Here is a 19,558-nt window from a genome sequence, read left to right on the forward strand (position 1 = left end):
AACAAAAACAGAATCAAATCAAATATATAATTGGATAAAAAACACTATTTTAGTAATTATATACTCCTGAAATACACAATCAGGCACTCCCTAAAGATTTATTTTTTTCATTTAGTTCCAACTTGTACATGAATAAACTTTCTTTATACTCTCTTTTAGCCATTTTACTGCCCGGGGTTTTTGCGATATTCTGCCTTCATTATCTAAACTCTTATTTTTCAGTATTTTCATTAACATTTGACATCTCTTCTTTTTATGAAGGAACCTTGCTTTTTGGCTGTGCACTTTTTGCCGGGCTCGCGCTCTATGCGATAAGTTGGCGAATGCCCCGCTTTTATACATCTATAGGATTAAGAGCGCCTATTTCCTCTATAGTCGCCTCTTCTCAGGAAATACAACGAATCCTCCCTGATCTCAGAGAGCACCTTCCTGTTATTATAAAAGGAGCATCAGAACTAACACTGGACAGCACTCATAAAACCTGGGATGCTTATTTTGATGAGGTGTATTATATCTTAGAAGCCGCCAATCAAAATAGCGAAGTAGAGGGATTTCATAGTTTCTATCTTCTTTGCCGTCAGATTACAGCTCTCTCTGTACTGGCTTCTTTTGGTACTATCTTCTTATATTTTTACAGCGATGACGCCCTGTTTAGTAAGCTACTATTTCTTTTTCTATCAATAAGCATTATTGCTTATTTGATCACACCTTATTTCAGAAAGCGAATGGTAGAAAAACTGTTCCTACACTTTAATGGATATATGAAAACCCAATAAGCTGCATATCCTCCTCCCTCTCATTTTATGACATAATTAATTTATTAAAAAAACAACACATGCTCGTAGCCAAACAAACTCATTATGACTGCCATTCTACAGTGGATAAGCATTACTTCGCTTCCTTCTGTAATGACGCGCAACTAAATCTGGAACAAGCCTTGATTTCATTATGGACAACCTTTAATCCTACAAAAAAAATACCTGATATCTATGGTATTATAGATCACTTATTCCCAGAGCAGATCAGTCAGGGAGATTGGAACTACAGAACAAAAAAAATGTTACAATACTTTAACTGGGCAGATCAATTATGGATGCCGGAGTCTTTGGTATCCAGCGATACCCCTCCGGATCTAACTGAGATAAGAGCACTTCTTATCTCACGGCTCAGAACATTGTACAGAACCATTTGTAATCTGAGGAATTATTATACCCATAAAATTCATCACACTGTTTATCTCGATCCCAAACTCAGTCGTTGGCTAGATCGGGTATTACTACATACAGTAAAAGATGTGATGCGGCAGCGTTTTAATGAAGAAACGATGGAGATTCGTCTCCCTAAGCGATACGATGCACTCAAACAACTAAAAGGAAGCGCATTAAAAAAAGAAATAGAAGAAGTCTTCAGTCACCTGATTAGCCCATTACACAATAAGGATAAAAAAGAAGATTGGGCATTACTCCCTTCACTAAGCTCTACGAGAAAAAACCATACCATATCCACAAAAGGATTCGCTTTTTTGATCTCTTTATTTCTTCCCAGAAAAGAGATGGAGGAATTTCTGGATCATACCAGAGGGTTTAAAAGCACAGAAACACTTTCTTTTCAGGTAACCCGATGGGTGTTTACCTACCGATGTTTCAAAAAAATAAAAAAAGTACTCCGCAGCGATTATTCAGATATGGCATTAGCACTACAAATGCTCGATGAGCTAAGTAAGTGCCCCACTCCTCTCTATAATCAGTTAGCGAAGAAGTATCAATGGGAATTTATAGAAGATATTAATGAATATATACAAGACCATGAAGAGAATGAACAAGGGCTATTTGCTTCTACAATATCTCATCAGATAATTCGCAGACGATATGAAGATAAGTTTCCTTATTTTGCTATACGATTTCTGGATGAGACCCTTAATTTTACCCGGTTATTCTTTCAGATTGTTCTGGGCACCTATGAACATGACCGAAGGGAAAAAAACTTTTCTTTTACCCTTCATTCAATAGATCGATCAATCAAAGAACAAATCAAGGTGTTCGGGAAATTATCCGCCATCCAGAAAGCCAAGGAAGCATTCTTTACTCCTGACACTTCTGATCATACAGCCTGGCAGCGATACCCCGGAGCACATTACGCTATAGAAAACAATAAAATAGCGATATACCATACCGAGGTTACGAAAAGACTCCCTGATAAAGACCGAAAAAACCGAAAAGATAAAAAAACGGTGCTACAGGAATTAGGGTTAGAAGATATCGCCAGAGTATCCCCGCCAACTGCATATCTAAGCGTTCATGAACTCCCTGCCATGGTCTATACCGTATTACAAAAATTACAACAAGGAATCCCCAAAGAAACCATACGAAGAGAACTAGAAAACAGGCTTAGAGATAAAATCAGGGCACAGTATCTAAGCGATACCAATATCGACCAGATGATCTCCAGTGGTCAACGCGGCACACTGCCTGATAGAATCTATGAAACCAAGGTTAAAAAACAAGCCCCTGATCAGAGCAAAAAACCTATGAAGGAAGGGCTTCAGACCGATAAACTAAGAAAAGACCTCCATAGAGAAATTCAGCTCTCTATCGAAAAAAGAAATGCGCTAAGAAAAACAGCTGATGCTACCTCAAGGCTCAAAAACTGGTTAACCAATACAGAAAAAGGAGAGCTTGCCACCTGGATTTGTCAGGATATCAAACGTTTTATCTCTAAAAACACCAGAACAAAGTGGAAAAGTACACATAGCCGGGAATTACAGGCGATGTTATCACAGTACGATCACTATCAGGAACAAATCATAGTAATCCTGCAGAAAGACATTGGTTACAGTTCCAAGAACGAACACCCCTTCTTAGAAAAGGCACTAAAGCCCCCCAACCTCATCCTGTTTGCTGATCGCTACCTACAAGAGCGCATATCCTATCTGAGAAAATTAGACCAGGAAGAACTATCGCAATTAGAAAAAGCATATTCCGAAACACCGATTCATAAAAAATTAAAAAAGCTTAAAAAAAACTCAGCTTTCTGGTTAGGATTTGAAAAACGGAAATATGTATTGTATGTAAACAAAGAATACCTGGCACATCTGCAAGCAGCCCCTATCAACCTATCCCGGGGTCTTTTTGATGATACGCCTACTGTCACAGACACAAATCACCAACACACCCCAAAAGCAGCCTGGTTCGAGCATACCCTAAGCTCCCTGACAGAAGTTCAGGAATTTTATAGCTACCCCAGAACCTATTACCTGAGAGCTGAAACCACTTCTCCGCTATCCTTAGACCCTAAAATCCCTTCTATCAAAACTCAGATTCATGATCAGGAAGCCACCCCCACACTAAAAAACAAACTCTATAAAAACGAAGGAATCATCCGTAGGTATAACAGGCAGGATGTTCTGATAGCAGAAATGGCCACCTACCTATTACGCTCCTTATTATATCAGGATTTTCCTGATATTTCTCTAAAGGATTGCTTTCTTAGCCGTGCTCAGAAAAAAGAGCAAAACCATCAAGCACTCCTCCAACGAGCCCGTACCCCGGGAGACACCTCTGATAATATCATCAATCAAAACCATCTATGGTCACAACGATTCAGAATATCAGTACTCGACGGAAGAATCTATGGAGATTTTGCATTAAAAGACTCAGGTAAGATCTATCGCTTACTGCGTGATAAGCGAGTGATGACCCTCCTGCAATATGACCATCACCCATGGGAGTATCAGGAATTACTCACAGAATTAGAAACCTATTCCAGAAACAGAAGAGAGATTATTTTTAGAGAAATCCATCGATTAGAAGAACATATACACAGCTGCGCGATCGGAGCAGAAGACCAATTGCTGGATCACAAGGGGAATCAAAACTTTAGACACTATCTGGGTTATTTCTTAAAAAATAAAAACAATATCAATGAAGAAGGCTATCGACAATTAATCACAGGACAGAAAATACCATTGACAGACGATACCCCCCTGGGGCGCGCAGAATTATTAATCCATCTACGCAATAAAGTTGCCCATAACCAATATATAAGTCCGCAACTGATGCGATTAGTAACTCCTGCTCTATCCGCCGGAGATAAGAAAAGACACTATGCAGATCAGATACAATATAAAATCCGGGAACTCGTAGCAGAATATCGAGAACTATAAGATCATTCTTTATAAAAAACGATGGTTAAAAGACGATTGAGCCCCTAGTTTTGTAAGATACTCACAACATGTTTCTCATTGATATCTAAATAATGTATGTTGGGAATACCCTAGTTTTGTAAGGTACTCACAACAGGTTTATAGAGATTCTTATAATAGACATCGTTGGGAATACCCTAGTTTTGTAAGGTACTCACAACCAGATTTGGTTTCATTACGCTGCTATTATTGTTGGGAATACCCTAATTTTGTAAGGTACTCACAACGAAATAATAATATATAGCAGCATACAAAACTACTGATCTCCACAGCTGTATACAGTAAACAAGGGGGCGACCCCCTCCGGCTATAGGGTCTAGCCCAGCAAAAAGTATTTCGAAACATTAAATTAATATTTCGAAGGCTTCCAAGACGGGTTCTAAGCCTTGTTACTAATAGCTGTTTGCCCAAAATAATATAAAAAAGGGCGTTCATTAAGGGGCTTATGCCCAAAACTGTGGATAGACAAGCATTAAATGAATGTTTCGATTGATTAAAAGCATTCTTCGAAACAGTTCGGGAACGCTTAGAACGTGTGCTATAAGGGGTTCTAAGGGGTATCAGCACCCATCGATCCTCTATAAGACAGGCTATAAGGGGCTGCGATGGGGGTTCACCCCTGTTTAAGTGTGTGTGTTCTTTTTTACATAAAAACACTGCTTTTATCCCCTTACGTGCTTCTTCTTCTTAACAAGTAGCTATTAACCAGGATCATTTCCAATAACTAGAATACGCTTTATATACTGGGCATCGATACACTATTTACTGAAACTACTGCAAAAAAAATGGATACTATTGTATACAGTATTACATGATTAGTTATATTGTGCTATCAATAGAATCACAAACACAAATCATCAACAATATGGGCTTTAAAGCTGAACTAGTACTAGACAATAAGGTATATCCGCTATTGCTCTGTGATTATGAGTTCTCACAGACAGCAGATCATACAGGACGCCCCAATCCCTATATTACTGCGGGGATTATCGATATTCGGGTTCCTATGACCCGGGACGATGTATTAGTGGATTGGGTATTGCAACCTTCTCTAATGAAGAAAGGAACCATCACTATCTATAAATACGATTTGAGCGCCGTAGAAACGACTATTAATTTCTATAATGCACATGGATTACACTACCACTTAGCATTTGATGCCAATTCGGCACAGGCTGCCTATATCGATTTTAGAATCAGTGCAGGGGAATTACATCTTAATACCCTGATCCATGAGAATAGATGGAACCCGGAGAGACATCAGGCAATAGTGACGCCAAGAGAAACACGTGAGGAAGAACCCAAAAAGATTATCACTTCCTTCTTAGAAGATACCGCTGGTAATAGAATCCAAACTCCCAGAAAGGATCAATCCGTTTATCTGGTGGTACAAACACAAGAAATGATAGGACACCCTATAACCATTGACCTGCAAGACACCGAAGTTGATTTCCTATACAATAATGAGGTATTACCTAATGACCAGTTAACAGACTATACTGTGACTGCTGATACCATGAGAATTCCATTAAAAACCATAAAACAACAATAAGTCATGCCCACCATATACCAATCTGACAACCCTAGTAACAGCTATACCTTTCCTCCTATAGAAATAGATGAATTTCTACCTATCGTAGAGATCATACCAGAAAAAATAAAAGACAGTTCTAAAAATATCTTTGAAATAAACGGAGATGAACTATCTGATACCAAAGAAGAAGCAACCCTCTCTGAATATCTGGATAGTAATAAACGTACCATAATAGTACAACAGCTTCTAACTAATAAAAAAAAGCTAAAATTATCGTTTAAAGTAAGGAAGGGAATTAGCTATACTAGTGTATTCGAGCAGGATGACGATGGATATATAGAACCAAAATTATCTATCGAAGACACAGATATAAAAATTACTAGCAGTACCCAACTCAAAAAAAAATACGGAGACCAATTCGAGATCGAGATAACCCATACTGCTAAAGAAAGCAAAGAATACTACATCGATTTTTATGCCAATGATAATGAAGATGATTTTAATGTAGGAGAGTATAAAAATGTATACTGCGGCAGGATGAAAATAGTATATAAAGTTGCTAATCAATGGCAGTTTAGTAAAGAAAAAATTGAAAAAATAAAAAAATATGCCATTGCTAATAATGCCAAGTATAACAGTAGAGGAGATGCTAATAGATACCACCATTGTACAGACACTCATAAATACATTATATATGAACTTTTAGACCACCCTAGTGATTTAGACTTAGGAAAAGATCAAAACCACTTACCTTCTGCCAATAGAGTTACCCCAAATGATTTTAAAAAAGCAGGAGAAGCTACTACCGATGGAGTACGAAATACATTGATTGCTAAAACTTATGCAGAATCCCCTAAAACATTTACGGTTATTGATATAAATAACAATGAAGTTTTATTAAGTAACGGACAACCAGGAAATACAGATACTGAACTAAAAAGCTTTAAAGAAAGCCCAGTTGAATATATCAAAACAAAATGTCCTGATAATGGTTATTATGTTTTTATAGGAGCTTATAATGCCGACTATCACTCGTTTACCATCGTTGTTAATAAAGAAAATGATAACTTTAGCTTTATATTTATCGATCAGATTCTCGGTGTCGCTAATTATACAGCAAATAGTTTGGAAAAAACAAAATTATTAGAGGATATATATAACTTTAACTTTAATTTCCCTATGAAATTAGAGCTATATCAATTGAGAAACAAAAAAAATAATATAGTAAATAAACCATAACAACTATGTGGATACCCAACAGTATTATGATATGGCGATTCCATCTGACCATTAAAAAACAATAAATATAAAAAGATGAAAAATAGTATTCTTATTTTACTGCTTGTCAGCTTTTGTGTTAGTTGCAAGAATTATACGCCCAAAAACAGTATTCCTATAAAAGAGACTTCTCTGATAGATTCAGTTACACATGATTTAAAAAAAATAATACATAAAGATACCTTAGTTAGTGTTTTGAATTTTAAGAAAACACTCAGTACTATAAAAGGTATAAGACATACAAGAGACAAATATAAGGATTGGATGTTTAATAAGGCTAGAACATTGAGAAGACCTTTTCAATTAGACTATTCTGATTTTAAGGTTGCATCTACAAGCTATACCTATAAAAAAGACTGTGTCTTTTATTTACATAGAATTACACATACAAATGATTCCATTTCTATAAAACCTTTTTTAGAGAATATACAGGGCAAGCATACAGAAGGATATACCAGAAACCGGATTCTATTATTCGCTATGCTAAATGATAAAGAAGCTAATTTTATTGACATCCCAGAAAAAATGAACCCTTATATATTACGGGAAGAATTATTAGATATCCTAACTAAAAAAATTAATGGAGATGTTATTCTTTGTGACCGTGCTCAAAAATGCAAGTATAAAAATTTACGAACACACATACCCCAATAAGAGGGGTACTACCTGAGAAAGTGGGAGTACCTTTATGGTCTGTAATCTAACAAAAATTAGTGACCCGGGACGATGTATTAGTGGATTGGGTATTGCAATTGAATTTAAACCTTCTGATATAAGCTTTATTGAATGGAACAAGCCAAATGGAGATAGAGAAAAAAAATATGGGTATCGATAAGTGTGTTTTTATTAAAAGAAAATGACTCATTTATCGGAAGAGTATTAAAATCATTAATTTTTATAATGAAACCTGATAAAGAAATTTTAAGCGATTACGGAAAAAAAGTAATCTCAGAATGTTATGATCCTGGGATTGCCTATATAGATCAATTAAAGATGGAAGAAAACCCACCTTTTATAATAGCAGATGAAGTGGATTTTGTAAAAAACCTTACAGATAATCAGATAAAAGGTTTAAAAAAAATAATTCATCGTACTCAAAGCAATTTATTATTTTCTTTATTTAGGATTTTCGAAGAATGTAATGAAGAATATAAGATATTTTACAAAGATGATAAAAAGATGGTGGATCTTGTAGAGATTAGCGAGATGCTAAAAGCTGAACATATGATTAAAGGAGGGTGGATAGATCGTTTTAGTAAAAAAGTTAAAGATGATGAGGCTATATAATTATCATTAAAAAACATTAAAAGAAAACAACATGATTAACCAATGGAAGGCTCTTAGTTTTAGGTCTCTTTTATTCGCAATACTTTTTTCGAATTGGTTATATCCTCAACATAAAGATCGTACCATAGAAGACATAACTCTGTCATGTGTTTACGAAGCATTTACTAAAGGGGGAGTTGATCTAAAAAAAGAATTAGAATCATATGAAGCTTTTTTAGTGCAGAACAACTTCTTGAAAAATAAATCAGGAAAAGAATATATTGCTTTTTTGAAAGAAATGAATAGAATAAACTATATTCCTGCTACTCGACCAAATGCTTTATTCATTAGATTGTTGGAGGCTGATTTCAAGACAAATTATGATAAAGATTGTGTTCTTAAAAAAGTTATAACAGAAGGGAATTTTTCTTCTCTATCTGATTTTAAGAATACAAAATTACATCAATTAGAGCAAGCTGTAAAAAAAGTGATGTATCGAAATGAAGCTGATTTTAAGACGATATCTAAAGTACATTTGGACATCTTAGACGAGAGTGATTATGAGAAACCATATTTTAAAACGATGTTTCTTTTATCAATAGCGTTAGGGTCAAATGAAGAAGGGCATGAAGTATTTGAGAAATTGCCTCCTCTTCCAGATAACTAAATTTCTATCGTCAAAATTAGAAGAAATATAAAAGTATTACTTACGAAATAATAAGTATATGAAGGTCCAGAGGGCAAGATAATAATTCCCCAAAATTAATTTTTTGGGGGGGGGGTGTTATTTGTAATACTCCCCTCAAAACATGGACTTCTTTTATTCGAAAAAATAATACTGAAAAATAAAACAATGATAAAATATTTCAACAAAAACAAGAATATAGCCATATCCACTTGAATTATAAAAGATAATCTATTATGCATTTTGAAAATATTAATCAGGCAAAAAAAGAGTTAGTTGAAGCTATACTCTCTGAATATATAAGTGTTTTAATTGATGATGATAGAGTTCAAGAGATTAAAATTAAAAAAGCGTACAAAATACAATATTATATAGAAGAGAATTTTGATTTAAAAGAGATGAAAGATCTGCTTAGTCATGATATAGCCAGAGTAAGGGTGTGGGCGGCTAAAATGTTACTCCCTATATATGAGGAAATTGCTTTAAAAGTACTTGATGATATTAGTAAAAGTAAAATACCTCATTGTTCTTCAGATGCTAGAATTATATATTGTGAATGGAAAAATGAGCCTATTTCCTTTGATTAACCACAAACTAATAATACTGACTTATACTCAATTAAACCCTAACTAACCATGAAACCTGCATTTATAATATTAGTGTTCCTTATATCTTCATGTCAATCTGGGAATACTGATTTATTAGAAAAAAACACTTATCAAGTAGTTTCTCTATTAATAGATGAATTTGGAACTTCCTTGAAGTTTGATCATCCCCAAGGAGAAAAAAAAGCGGATTCAGATACTAATTCTAATCCTACTATAGGAATAAATAAAGTATTAAAGTTTACAAGGGAAAGGCTTAATCTATCAAATAAAAAAGAAGAAAAATCGTATCTAAAGCTATTAGAAACATTTAATACCTTTAGAGAAGATATTAATCTTGATCTAAAAAAAATAAAGGTTAAAGAAGGATATAATTTAATATTTATAGACACTACAAAAACAAAACAAGAACAGTATAACATGTATGATAGACAATTGTATTTGTCTAGAATTTCGTTTGATAAAAACTATAAAAAAGCCCTCACGACAATATCAATAAAAAATGGAGGATATTATTTATGTCTACTAAATAATATCAAAGGAAATTGGGAAATAGAGAAGAGTGAAATGCTATACATCTATTGACAAGGATTGATAGAGTACGATAGTTTTTTTAATAGTCTAATAACTGTAACTAATAATGAAAAATGTATTTTTAATAATTGGGGGGCTATTTTTTTTAAACTCTTGTCAATTTAATGAAAAAGAGAAAGAAAAGAATACATATGAGATCATATCATTGCTTATCGATAAGGCAGGTAGACCTATTAAGCCACCTCCACCACCAGAAGGTCAAGAACCATTTTTTACAACTAACCAAATTGATTCTATTATGAAACAAAGTCAAGATGTAGCTTTATTTCCAGTGTTAGAACAGGAGAAAAAAAGATTTGTTAAAGATGATAGTTATGGGGAAGAGTTTAATAATCTTTTAAAAAAATTAGCTACACTTAATGATGAGGTGTTAATTGATATATCCAAAATTGAAGTTCCCAAAGCGTTTAAATTGGATATTGTTGACACTCTTTTGTTAAAATCAGATAAGAGACATATAAATAAGAATTATGATATTCTGATTTATTTTTCAAATATATCGTTTAGTGATAATTATACTAAAGCTGTTTTGTCAATAGGTACTACAAGAGGATATTTAAACGGTAGTTCAGCTATCGTTTTTTTAGAAAAAAAAGATGGTGTCTGGAAAATAGTTTATTCGAAAGAGTACGAAATCTCTTGATTAAAACAACAAAGAAAGTTAACTAACAACCAAGCTATTGTAATCTAAATAAAAGGGAGTGTTACATTAAAAGATACTCCCCTTTATTGAATTTTTGGTGAGTACATGTTTATGTCTGGAAACTATGTAGCGTCTTAATAATTAGTTGATTACAAAGAGATACGTGAAATTATCAGAGGAAAACAAGAATGCATTTTGAAAATATTAATCAGGCAAAAAAAGAGTTAGTTGAAGCTATATTAATTCAACACAAAGCACTACTTGAGGATGATGGTAAAACTCAGGAAGAAAGGAAAACACATCAAAAATAAAGGCGCTACTAATTATGTGTAACTTAAAGATAAGTTTAGTGTTGTTCTTTATCACTTCTACTCTAGTGCATTGTCAGAGTAAAAAAACATCTAATGAAGAAATGATAACCTCTTTTTTTAATACGGTTTATAAATCGAATATTCCTTCTGATGATTTATATAAACAATACTTTTTTGAAGACTCTAATGCTATCGAAATAAGGGATCGTATAATGAAACTTTTTAGGAAGCATATTGTTCATATAAAATCTAAAAAAAACTATTTGTTAAATACGAAATCCGAATTTGAGGTTGAGAATTATTCTCAAAGTAAAAGAACTGATTTAGTTAAATTTATAGAAAATGATGATAAAGAAAATATTTACTTTTTGACTGTAGATAACAAAATAGAATTTTATGTTTTACTTAAACAAAATAAGATATATTCCTTTGAGTATGTAAAGAAGGGAGGAGAAGGACTTTTTATAGCTTATTATTAAGTTTGGTTTAATGATGCATTGTAGTATAATACTATGGAATTTGAAAAATTATTAGGAAAACATATTTCTGTATTTGAAAAAGTAATAGGAAAAGACTTCGAGAACAAATTGCATGGAAAATATCTTTATTATATTCCTAATAAGGATATTAAAAAGTATTTTCTTGAGGTATCATATTATGCGATATCAATTGTTGTTGATAAAAGCGACGTACTCGAATCAATCTCATTACGTTTTTATAAAATTATAGATAAACAATTTTATTCCTCGTTAGTTAACAAATATAGAGTGCCTAATTCTATTTTAGTGCCTTCTGGATCATACACAATAACAAGTGAAAGTATCACAAAAGAGGATTCAGACAGTATCGTAGCAAGTACAAGAAAGAGGGAAGTTGATCTAAGAGAAGGTACTTTTAATGAGAAACCATTCGTTATGATATGGAAAAAGGAAAACTTCTATATTCAAGCTTTTTTAAGATATGAGCAGAATATTAGTGAAATTACATTTAGTATAGACGGTTCTCCTTTTATTATAAAACCAAAGTAAAAGAATTGAAATATCAAAGCTGTTATATCAATAGATATAACTTCCTTGTTTCTCAAAATACCGTATTATTGTTTTCTTTCAGACAATAAGAACTACTGTTGTACAATCAAAAAAAACAGAGAACATATATGATTCAATACCTGCTTCCCTCATTTGATTCTTTTCCTATTTCAGTTCATGAATTTATTCCTGAATGCTCAATACAAAAAACCATTGTTTTTGCCCCGGCAGTTGCTGTTCCTCAAAAGTTTTATTTCCACCTGGCTACTTACCTATCTGAAAAAGGATATCACGTAATCACTTTTGATTATAGAGGAATCGGATCTTCGAAACCCAAAAAAATTACTCGCTTAAAAAAAGATGGGTTTCTTTCCTGGGCACTGGATTTTAAAACGGTTTCGCTTCATGTCAAAAACAAATACTCTCATCATGCGCTATACATGATCGGTCATAGCTATGGAGGTAATACAATTGGACTCAGTGACGTATATCAGTATTATGACAAACAGCTTTTCGTTGCTTCGCAATTTGGAGTTTTTAACAATTTTTCTGCTACAATGCGTTTTTTAATCACTCTCAATTTCAGGTATATCATTCCTATCACCACATTCCTGTTAGGGTATTATCCTGCCGGCTGGTTTGGGTTAGGGAATTCACTGCCTTCTCAAGCAGCCAAAGATTGGGGGACCTTCTTATTACATCCGGATTCCATGCTTTATTTCGCCAAACAAAACAACACTACACACCACACACGAATTCATACCCCTATGTTATTGATCAGTATCGAAGATGACACCTATGCTCCTACAAAATCTGTAAAAGCCCTGACTCAAAACGTATATACAAATGCGATGAGCGAACAACTGCATCTCTTGCCTAAAAATTACGGATTGTCTCAAATCGGACACTTTGATTTTTTTAGACAAAAAAATAAAGATATATTGTGGCCGATTGTAACAAACTGGTTCGAAAAACAACATAAAACCCCATGAACAAACAGGTCAATTATCAGGCTTCCAATACTTATGATACATTAAATTCACTTACAGATCACACCAAAAATGTATGGTTGGTCTTTCACGGAATCGGCTATCTCAGCAGGTACTTTATTCGGTTGTTCTCCAGTCTTCCTCCAGAAGAAAACTATATAATCGCTCCGCAGGCACCTGCCAAATATTATAAAGACGAGCAATATAAGCGTGTCGGATCGAGCTGGTTAACCCGGGAAAACACCCTTATAGACACACAAAATGTACTGAATTATATTGATGCTATTATGACCTCAGAAAACATCCCTAGTCATGTAAACCTCAATGTTTTGGGCTATTCTCAGGGAGTAAGTATTGCCAGCAGATGGATTGCCAGCAGAAAAATTAACTGCAATGCGTTGGTACTGATATCAGGAGGATTTCCTAAAGAACTGACTAAAGAAAACTTCTTGTTTTTGCCAGAAACAACGCAAAAACTACACATCTTAGGAGCGAATGATCCCTATTTCGAAAAAAGTAAAGTAATTGCTGAGAAATCCAGAGTACAAGATATTTTACCTGGTATCAGATTTATTACCCATCAGGGAGGACATGAATTAGACTGGAAAACCCTACAGCCACTACTCTAGTCTTCTATTGGTAAACTACCTTGGGGATTATCCTTTTTTTGAGTGTCAAAAAAAATACTTCTTCACCTGATTACGTGGTCAAGTGAAGAAGCTTTATGTACTAAATACATTCTTACAGTCAATCGTAAAAGTAAACCTATCTTCTGTGCTATCCTAGAGGAAAAACACGGTTTTTACAGAAGGGAAATTCCCCCATAAAGGTCATAAATACAACTGTAGCCCTACCCTGTGTATATTTTGTTTCTTACGTAAGAAAGAAATCGATTACTATTGTAGTAGACTATGCTTACCTTACATCAGAGATGGTATTACTCTAATTGAGAAAAAGCTTCTTTGGATCTGGCAGTATCATAGATAATTTTTAAGGTCGTTATCTTATTATCTGAATCAAACTCCAATACATCTACTACATTAAAAATAACCTGCTGATGATTACGTAGTTTCCATTGGTATTCAAAAAGTATCAATATTCTGCTTGAAGTAGGCTCACTAAAAATACCATCTAACCTCAGTGTAGATGACATTGTATCTGCAAACAATTGGGTATAAAACAATCTTGCCTGCATTCGCCCGTATAGCGGAGATTCAATAACTGCGTCTTCTGTAAATAATAACAGGGTCTCTTCTACCGATGCCTTTTCCAGACATGACAAGTATTTTTTGGCTATGGTTTCTCTGAGTTGATGCATCTGTTTATAAATAACGTTCTTGTAGTACCTGAAAATGATGAATCTGATGTCCCTGCAATATATACCCTACAGCTCGGGCGCTCATTGGGCTTCCACTTGCGTTTCCTATTCTGGTTAACATCTCCTCAGTAAAACCGGAAAAAAGAGTGATCGTACCACTTCTTACTGCCTCGAAATCTGCTACTAACTGCGGAATTGTATACTGATTCGCATTAGAAAACGGGACATACTCATCTTGCTCAAATCCCATAATAGGAGTTTTATCATTTCGCGCAAATCGCAAAGCTCTGTATGCAAAGATCCGTTCTGTATCGATCAGATGCTGAAAAACTTCTAAGACAGTCCATTTGCCATCAGCATAGGCATACCGGTGTTTTTCAGAAGGAATTGCACTGATAAAATCGACAAACTCTTGTTTTCTTTCCCGAAGCCCTTCAAGGATATTTGCACTTGTTGCTTTTTGTATATACATACGATAATATGTATTGTATTCCTCTGTAGTTAGCTGATCTATCATATGCTAAAAAATTAAAAGTGAGGTAGAAATTTAGCATTTTCCACCTCACTATATATGTTTATTAACATTTTTTTATCCGATAACCGGGATATAAATGCTCTGTGAGCACTACTTCTTATTAGAAATACCAAACAGAGGTTATAAAAAAGCGACCTCTGATCGCTCTGCAAATTTATGCAGAATTACGACTGGCATTAATATTTCCAAAAAGAGAACGGGTAACCATTTTTTCATAAATCGCAAGCACCTCCGGAGTAGCATCTCCTGACTCGTTTAACTCCTGAATCATCTTCAGGGCATACTGTTGGATCGTAAGCAACGGCAATACGATTTTTTCTCTGGCTTCTACAGAGGCTTTTCCTGCCGGTTCATTCTCCATCAGTTCTGTATATCCTGTTAATTTAAGCAGTAGTTTTTTCGTTAGCTTGTACTCATTATAGATAATATCCCAAAAAGCACCGTATTCTTTATCTTCTTTCATATAGGCAGTAAGACCAAAGAATGATTTTGATAAACTCATCATACTATTTCCTACTAATGCTCTAAAGAAAGCGGATTCATTATACAGAGCAACTACCTTATCAAAAGCTCCTTTATCTTCGAAGTGTTTTAAAGCAGTTCCTACCCCGTAAAAACCGGGTACATTTTGTTTCAACTGACTCCAGCTTCCTACAAAAGGAATAGCTCTCAGATCTCCAAAGTCCAGAGTAGCACTCTTACTTCTCTTGGATGGGCGGCTTCCTATATTGGCTTTTCCATAATACTTCAGCGTACTCATATGCTCCAGATATGGAAGGAATTTAGGATGATTCTTAAAATCAACATATGTCTTATAGCTTACTTCTGCCAACTCCTCCATTGTCTCTTTATTTGCTGTAGAGAACAGGTTTTTCTCATTATTGGTCAATTCATTTTCAACTCCTGCTCCTAATAGTTGCTCCAGGTTGTACTGACATGAATCCAATGTTCCAAAATTAGAACTAATCGTTTGTCCCTGAACAGTTAATTGAATTTCTTCATCTTCTACTGTGGGACCTAATGAAGCATAGAACTGATGTGTATTTCCTCCTCCACGAGCTGGTGGTCCTCCTCGTCCGTCAAAAAACATCACCTTTACATCGTATTGTCTGGAAATAGCTGTCAAGGCTTCTTTGGCTTTGAATATTGCCCAGTTTGCCATCAGGTATCCTCCGTCCTTGGTTCCATCAGAGAATCCTAACATAATGGTTTGCTTCATACCTCTTCGTTTCAGGTGTTCCATATACACCGGATTGGTATATAATGCTTCCATTACCTGATGGGATACTTTCAGATCTGGTACGGTTTCAAATAACGGAATCACATCGACAGTAGGCTGCTCCCAATCACATAATCGGATCATCGCAAAGGTCTCCATAACATTCAAAACACTTCCATTATTACTTATAATGTACCTATTCGATCCGCGCTCTCCGTTATTTTTCTGGATGGTTTTTATCGCATAGATTGACTCTACGGTTGCTTTCGTAATATTTTCATCAAAAATTGAAGGGTCTAGCGTTCCTTTTACATTAGACAATACCTCAATTTGTTCTTCTTCTGACAGGCTTGTGTACGTTTTTGGAAAAATCCCTAAATCCAACGCATTTGTTTTTTCGACAATTTCTGTCAATACTTTATGGTGTACACGGGAGTCTTGCCGTATATCCAACGCTCCAAAATGGAATCCAAAGATTTTGACCTTGTTGATCAAGTCTTGCACATCTTCTAAGAACAACGATTGATGTTTTGCTATCAATTCTTCTTTGATCTCTTTTAATCCCTCCATTAAGGTTTCCAGCTTTAACGGTGCTGCTGTTTTGGCATAATAGAAGTTATCATATAGCGCATTTTCTAACACTGCTATCTTATCCTGAAGATTTCCGAAAGTAATTCTCCTCTTTAGTTCTCGTATATCTCTGTAATAGTTGATCAGAATCGTTTTCCGCAACCTCTTTGCTACTTTTAGGGTAATCTCAGTGGTTACAAACGGGTTCCCATCCCGGTCTCCTCCAGGCCAGAATCCCAGATTGATTAAATCATTCGAAAGATCTTCTCCTTCAAAAATATTTTGCTGTACGTAGTTATATATTTTTCCTACAGAATGATAAAACACATTTTCTAAATACCAGATAAGACTAACGGCTTCATCAAATGGTGTTGGTTTTTCTTTTTTGAAAAAAGCAGTTTTCCCTAACTGTGCCAATAGTTTTTTTATCCGTAATAAATCATTAGCTCTGATCGCAATATCCAGGTCATGAATAATTCCTAAAACAGTTCCCGGATAAAACTGGGTGGGATGCGCTGTTAAGGTTGTTCTAATTTTGAACCTTCTCAGGTATTCTTGTAATTCTTTAAGCTTTCCCTTGGCTTGTGCTTCTTCTTTTATACTTCGTAAGGTACCACGCCCATCCATATTATTAACAACAGGAAAGGCTGCATCTTCTATTGCATCAAATAATACAACCTGACGTTCTATATATTGAATAAACCGAAATAATAAATCGTGTTTATCTTTATCCGAAGGATTGTTTTGATACTGCTCAAAAAAACTTTCTACAATTTCTTTTGGGTTTTGCTTATCAGCATACCCTTTAATACATACTTCCTGAAATAATGGGAGTAGTACTCCTGTGTTTGTAATCGTATCAAACGGTAAGGTAATAAATATACTATTGTATATCTGATACTTAGAGAGAACGTTGTGGTTAAAACGTTCGATTTTTGGTTCTCTTGCCATCTTAGGTTATTGGTTACTATATGGTTAATAATCATAAAAAAGCCCCTTAAAAGGTATCTTTTAAAGGGCCGTTATCTTTTCTAAAGAGAAAAACCCTTTACAAATCTTTAAAAATAGAATGCATTAAACGTTTCTTATCATTAATGCTTTCCTCTAAAGAGATCATAGTTTCTGTACGGTACACTCCTTCGATATCATCTAATAAAAAGATAATGTCTTTTGCATGAGTAGTATCTTTCGCTCTAATCTTACAGAAGATGTTGAACTTTCCTGTAGTGATATGTGCTACAGTTACAAAAGGAATATTGTTAATCCTTTCCAACACAAACTTAGTTTGTGATGTGTTTTGAAGATAGATCCCTACATAAGCTATAAAAGAGTAGCCTAGTTTTCTATAATCTAATGTTAAGGAAGACCCTTCTATAATTCCTGCTTCTTCCATTTTCTTTACTCGTACATGAACTGTACCTGCAGAAATCAATAATTTTTTCGCAATATCCGTAAAAGGGGTACGGGTATTTTCAATCAACATGTCTAAGATCTGGTGATCAATTTCGTCTAATTTAAACTTTGCCATAGTTCGTTTTTATAATTTTCCCTATTATTTATATATGCAAAAATAAAAGAAAAATAATGTCTTAACCTGCGTATCGTTAACTTTTTGACAATTCTAATGAGAATATTTCAAAATCCAGGGTGATTTTAGGTAACACAACCTCTCGAACTATCTCTACTACATCGTTATAGTAGCGTATCGCTCTTTTTTTTCCAAAAATCTCTCTATGACCAAATTTTTTTTCCAAATTTCCAATTTCAGCCACTTTTGGGATGAATTTCACTTCATTTTCGATCAATTTTTCCTCATACTGGACACCTATATCGACAATTTCCCCTTCCAGAAGTACCTCCCTGATGATGATATCATAAAAGCATTTTTCATTTTCCGGTATGGTAAAATATGCTTCGAACTGATCTCCTGTCACAGTATTTGATGCCAGATATAACGCAGACGATATCAGTGAATAGTAGATAAGAGCTCTTGTTTTCTCTCTATCATAATCGGTAGGGTAATGTCCCGCTTCAAAAAGAACCGTAGGAATCCCTCTAAACTCCATCGTATCTCCCGTACAATTGATATTAAACCCATCATCATATCTTCCTACACTATCCGGGATGCATTGCTGTAATATAGTATTCATCTCTGCAATTACCTCCATCGCTATTTTTCGACTGGGAGATATCGATCTTTCCTGATCTCCTGCCGCAGACAAAAAAGAAACAATAGCTGATGCATTCGTTTCACCTGCACTAAAAATAGTACGTTGCCCATGTAGATTAAAGGCAAAATCAGGTTGTAATTCATCAATTACCTTTTTAAGAACCACACTTTCTTTCTGTGTTAAGTCCTGAGCATCTCTATTAAGATCAACCGAGTTATAATTTAATCGGGTATACGCTTTTGCGCCATCAGGATTAAGTATTGGTATAATATATAAGCTGCAATTTTCTAATACTGTAGAAGATATTTCGTTATCAGCAGCTATCAATGTATTTATAAAATCAAAGACCGCCTTGGTGGTGGTACTTTCATTTCCATGCATCTGAGACCAATATAATAGTTTCTTTTTTCCGTTTCCTAAACGAGTCATATAAATAGGAGCATTGTTTTCTGAACGCCCAATAACAGTTACCTCAATGGTGTCTGACAAGGATTTTAACAACGGTTCTATATGTTCTAAATGGATGTATCTCCCAAACAAACTCGATTCTTTATAGTTTGCAAATGCGGTCTTTAATCTCTCTATATTCATAAAAATGTATCGAAATGGAA

21 protein-coding genes are annotated in these 19,558 nt (G+C 34.6%); 16 read left to right on the forward strand and 5 right to left on the reverse strand.

The annotated features are described in order from the left end of the window. The first annotated feature begins 128 nt into the window (after positions 1–128). From csx27 to ACFSTE_RS19705, 16 genes are all read left to right on the forward strand, one after another. Positions 129–776, forward strand: a complete 648-nt coding sequence (csx27, locus tag ACFSTE_RS19630; protein ID WP_378255252.1) for a type VI-B CRISPR accessory protein Csx27 — start codon at positions 129–131, stop codon at positions 774–776. A gap of 59 nt (positions 777–835) precedes the next feature. Beyond that, a complete protein-coding gene (gene cas13b, locus ACFSTE_RS19635; protein ID WP_378255254.1) occupies positions 836–4,162 on the forward strand; it encodes a type VI-B CRISPR-associated RNA-guided ribonuclease Cas13b in 3,327 nt (1,108 codons plus the stop codon). A gap of 850 nt (positions 4,163–5,012) precedes the next feature. Continuing rightward, a complete protein-coding gene (gene tssD, locus ACFSTE_RS19640; protein WP_378255256.1) occupies positions 5,013–5,753 on the forward strand; it encodes a type VI secretion system tube protein TssD in 741 nt (246 codons plus the stop codon). Positions 5,754–5,756: 3 nt separating this feature from the next. Then, complete coding sequence (locus ACFSTE_RS19645) at positions 5,757–6,974, forward strand: hypothetical protein (protein WP_378255258.1); 1,218 nt, start codon at positions 5,757–5,759, stop codon at positions 6,972–6,974. A 75-nt stretch (positions 6,975–7,049) separates the two neighbouring features. Continuing rightward, positions 7,050–7,667, forward strand: a complete 618-nt coding sequence (locus ACFSTE_RS19650; protein ID WP_378255259.1) for a hypothetical protein — start codon at positions 7,050–7,052, stop codon at positions 7,665–7,667. 34 nt (positions 7,668–7,701) lie between these two features. After that, positions 7,702–7,848: a hypothetical protein gene (locus tag ACFSTE_RS19655; RefSeq protein WP_378255261.1), complete on the forward strand. Its 147-nt coding sequence runs from the start codon at positions 7,702–7,704 to the stop codon at positions 7,846–7,848. 65 nt (positions 7,849–7,913) lie between these two features. After that, positions 7,914–8,300, forward strand: a complete 387-nt coding sequence (locus tag ACFSTE_RS19660; RefSeq protein ID WP_176029967.1) for a hypothetical protein — start codon at positions 7,914–7,916, stop codon at positions 8,298–8,300. A 31-nt stretch (positions 8,301–8,331) separates the two neighbouring features. Then, positions 8,332–8,946 carry a hypothetical protein gene (locus tag ACFSTE_RS19665; RefSeq protein ID WP_378255263.1) on the forward strand — a complete coding sequence of 205 codons (615 nt, stop codon included), beginning with the start codon at positions 8,332–8,334 and terminating at the stop codon, positions 8,944–8,946. A 254-nt stretch (positions 8,947–9,200) separates the two neighbouring features. Further along, a complete protein-coding gene (locus ACFSTE_RS19670; RefSeq protein ID WP_378255265.1) occupies positions 9,201–9,551 on the forward strand; it encodes a hypothetical protein in 351 nt (116 codons plus the stop codon). 48 nt (positions 9,552–9,599) lie between these two features. Continuing rightward, on the forward strand, positions 9,600–10,154 hold the full coding sequence (locus ACFSTE_RS19675) for a hypothetical protein (protein WP_378298350.1): 555 nt from the start codon (positions 9,600–9,602) through the stop codon (positions 10,152–10,154). Between the two features lie 55 nt (positions 10,155–10,209). Beyond that, complete coding sequence (locus ACFSTE_RS19680; protein ID WP_176029963.1) at positions 10,210–10,806, forward strand: hypothetical protein; 597 nt, start codon at positions 10,210–10,212, stop codon at positions 10,804–10,806. 188 nt (positions 10,807–10,994) lie between these two features. Beyond that, entirely contained in the window at positions 10,995–11,117 is a 123-nt protein-coding gene (locus ACFSTE_RS19685; protein ID WP_378255269.1) for a hypothetical protein, read from the forward strand. 14 nt (positions 11,118–11,131) lie between these two features. Next, the gene (locus tag ACFSTE_RS19690) at positions 11,132–11,596 is read left to right on the forward strand and encodes a hypothetical protein (protein ID WP_176029960.1); all 465 of its coding nucleotides are present in this window, start codon (positions 11,132–11,134) and stop codon (positions 11,594–11,596) included. Positions 11,597–11,629: 33 nt separating this feature from the next. After that, a complete protein-coding gene (locus ACFSTE_RS19695; RefSeq protein ID WP_378255271.1) occupies positions 11,630–12,145 on the forward strand; it encodes a hypothetical protein in 516 nt (171 codons plus the stop codon). A 128-nt stretch (positions 12,146–12,273) separates the two neighbouring features. Further along, on the forward strand, positions 12,274–13,137 hold the full coding sequence (locus ACFSTE_RS19700) for an alpha/beta hydrolase family protein (RefSeq protein ID WP_378255273.1): 864 nt from the start codon (positions 12,274–12,276) through the stop codon (positions 13,135–13,137). Next, a complete protein-coding gene (locus ACFSTE_RS19705; RefSeq protein WP_378255275.1) occupies positions 13,134–13,763 on the forward strand; it encodes an alpha/beta hydrolase in 630 nt (209 codons plus the stop codon). The genes ACFSTE_RS19700 and ACFSTE_RS19705 overlap by 4 nt, the downstream gene beginning before the upstream one ends. 308 nt (positions 13,764–14,071) lie before the next feature. Here the strand turns inward: ACFSTE_RS19705 and ACFSTE_RS19710 are convergent, their stop codons facing one another. From ACFSTE_RS19710 to ACFSTE_RS19730, 5 genes are all read right to left on the reverse strand, one after another. Next, the gene (locus ACFSTE_RS19710) at positions 14,072–14,452 is read right to left on the reverse strand and encodes a nuclear transport factor 2 family protein (protein WP_378255277.1); all 381 of its coding nucleotides are present in this window, start codon (positions 14,450–14,452) and stop codon (positions 14,072–14,074) included. Positions 14,453–14,456: 4 nt separating this feature from the next. Continuing rightward, positions 14,457–14,969 (reverse strand): DinB family protein, encoded by a 513-nt coding sequence (locus tag ACFSTE_RS19715; protein ID WP_378255279.1) that lies wholly within the window; start codon positions 14,967–14,969, stop codon positions 14,457–14,459. Positions 14,970–15,141: 172 nt separating this feature from the next. Continuing rightward, the gene (locus ACFSTE_RS19720; protein WP_176029954.1) at positions 15,142–17,727 is read right to left on the reverse strand and encodes a phosphoenolpyruvate carboxylase; all 2,586 of its coding nucleotides are present in this window, start codon (positions 17,725–17,727) and stop codon (positions 15,142–15,144) included. 97 nt (positions 17,728–17,824) lie between these two features. Next, entirely contained in the window at positions 17,825–18,304 is a 480-nt protein-coding gene (locus tag ACFSTE_RS19725; protein ID WP_176029953.1) for an Lrp/AsnC family transcriptional regulator, read from the reverse strand. Positions 18,305–18,380: 76 nt separating this feature from the next. Further along, entirely contained in the window at positions 18,381–19,538 is a 1,158-nt protein-coding gene (locus ACFSTE_RS19730) for a M14 family zinc carboxypeptidase (RefSeq protein ID WP_176029952.1), read from the reverse strand. Positions 19,539–19,558: the final 20 nt, after the last annotated feature.

This window comes from Aquimarina hainanensis (assembly GCF_042684685.1).
GTDB lineage: Bacteria > Bacteroidota > Bacteroidia > Flavobacteriales > Flavobacteriaceae > Aquimarina > Aquimarina hainanensis.

Excerpts from the sequence above, each read along its gene's own strand:
- csx27 (WP_378255252.1), top strand. The coding sequence starts at position 129 with ATGAATAAACTTTCTTTATACTCTCTTTTAGCCATTTTACTGCCCGGG.
- cas13b (WP_378255254.1), top strand. The coding sequence starts at position 836 with ATGCTCGTAGCCAAACAAACTCATTATGACTGCCATTCTACAGTGGAT.
- tssD (WP_378255256.1), top strand. The coding sequence starts at position 5,013 with ATGATTAGTTATATTGTGCTATCAATAGAATCACAAACACAAATCATC.
- ACFSTE_RS19645 (WP_378255258.1), top strand. The coding sequence starts at position 5,757 with ATGCCCACCATATACCAATCTGACAACCCTAGTAACAGCTATACCTTT.
- ACFSTE_RS19650 (WP_378255259.1), top strand. The coding sequence starts at position 7,050 with ATGAAAAATAGTATTCTTATTTTACTGCTTGTCAGCTTTTGTGTTAGT.
- ACFSTE_RS19655 (WP_378255261.1), top strand. The coding sequence starts at position 7,702 with ATGGTCTGTAATCTAACAAAAATTAGTGACCCGGGACGATGTATTAGT.
- ACFSTE_RS19660 (WP_176029967.1), top strand. The coding sequence starts at position 7,914 with ATGAAACCTGATAAAGAAATTTTAAGCGATTACGGAAAAAAAGTAATC.
- ACFSTE_RS19665 (WP_378255263.1), top strand. The coding sequence starts at position 8,332 with ATGATTAACCAATGGAAGGCTCTTAGTTTTAGGTCTCTTTTATTCGCA.
- ACFSTE_RS19670 (WP_378255265.1), top strand. The coding sequence starts at position 9,201 with ATGCATTTTGAAAATATTAATCAGGCAAAAAAAGAGTTAGTTGAAGCT.
- ACFSTE_RS19675 (WP_378298350.1), top strand. The coding sequence starts at position 9,600 with ATGAAACCTGCATTTATAATATTAGTGTTCCTTATATCTTCATGTCAA.
- ACFSTE_RS19680 (WP_176029963.1), top strand. The coding sequence starts at position 10,210 with ATGAAAAATGTATTTTTAATAATTGGGGGGCTATTTTTTTTAAACTCT.
- ACFSTE_RS19685 (WP_378255269.1), top strand. The coding sequence starts at position 10,995 with ATGCATTTTGAAAATATTAATCAGGCAAAAAAAGAGTTAGTTGAAGCT.
- ACFSTE_RS19690 (WP_176029960.1), top strand. The coding sequence starts at position 11,132 with ATGTGTAACTTAAAGATAAGTTTAGTGTTGTTCTTTATCACTTCTACT.
- ACFSTE_RS19695 (WP_378255271.1), top strand. The coding sequence starts at position 11,630 with ATGGAATTTGAAAAATTATTAGGAAAACATATTTCTGTATTTGAAAAA.
- ACFSTE_RS19700 (WP_378255273.1), top strand. The coding sequence starts at position 12,274 with ATGATTCAATACCTGCTTCCCTCATTTGATTCTTTTCCTATTTCAGTT.
- ACFSTE_RS19705 (WP_378255275.1), top strand. The coding sequence starts at position 13,134 with ATGAACAAACAGGTCAATTATCAGGCTTCCAATACTTATGATACATTA.
- ACFSTE_RS19710 (WP_378255277.1), bottom strand. The coding sequence starts at position 14,452 with ATGCATCAACTCAGAGAAACCATAGCCAAAAAATACTTGTCATGTCTG.
- ACFSTE_RS19715 (WP_378255279.1), bottom strand. The coding sequence starts at position 14,969 with ATGATAGATCAGCTAACTACAGAGGAATACAATACATATTATCGTATG.
- ACFSTE_RS19720 (WP_176029954.1), bottom strand. The coding sequence starts at position 17,727 with ATGGCAAGAGAACCAAAAATCGAACGTTTTAACCACAACGTTCTCTCT.
- ACFSTE_RS19725 (WP_176029953.1), bottom strand. The coding sequence starts at position 18,304 with ATGGCAAAGTTTAAATTAGACGAAATTGATCACCAGATCTTAGACATG.
- ACFSTE_RS19730 (WP_176029952.1), bottom strand. The coding sequence starts at position 19,538 with ATGAATATAGAGAGATTAAAGACCGCATTTGCAAACTATAAAGAATCG.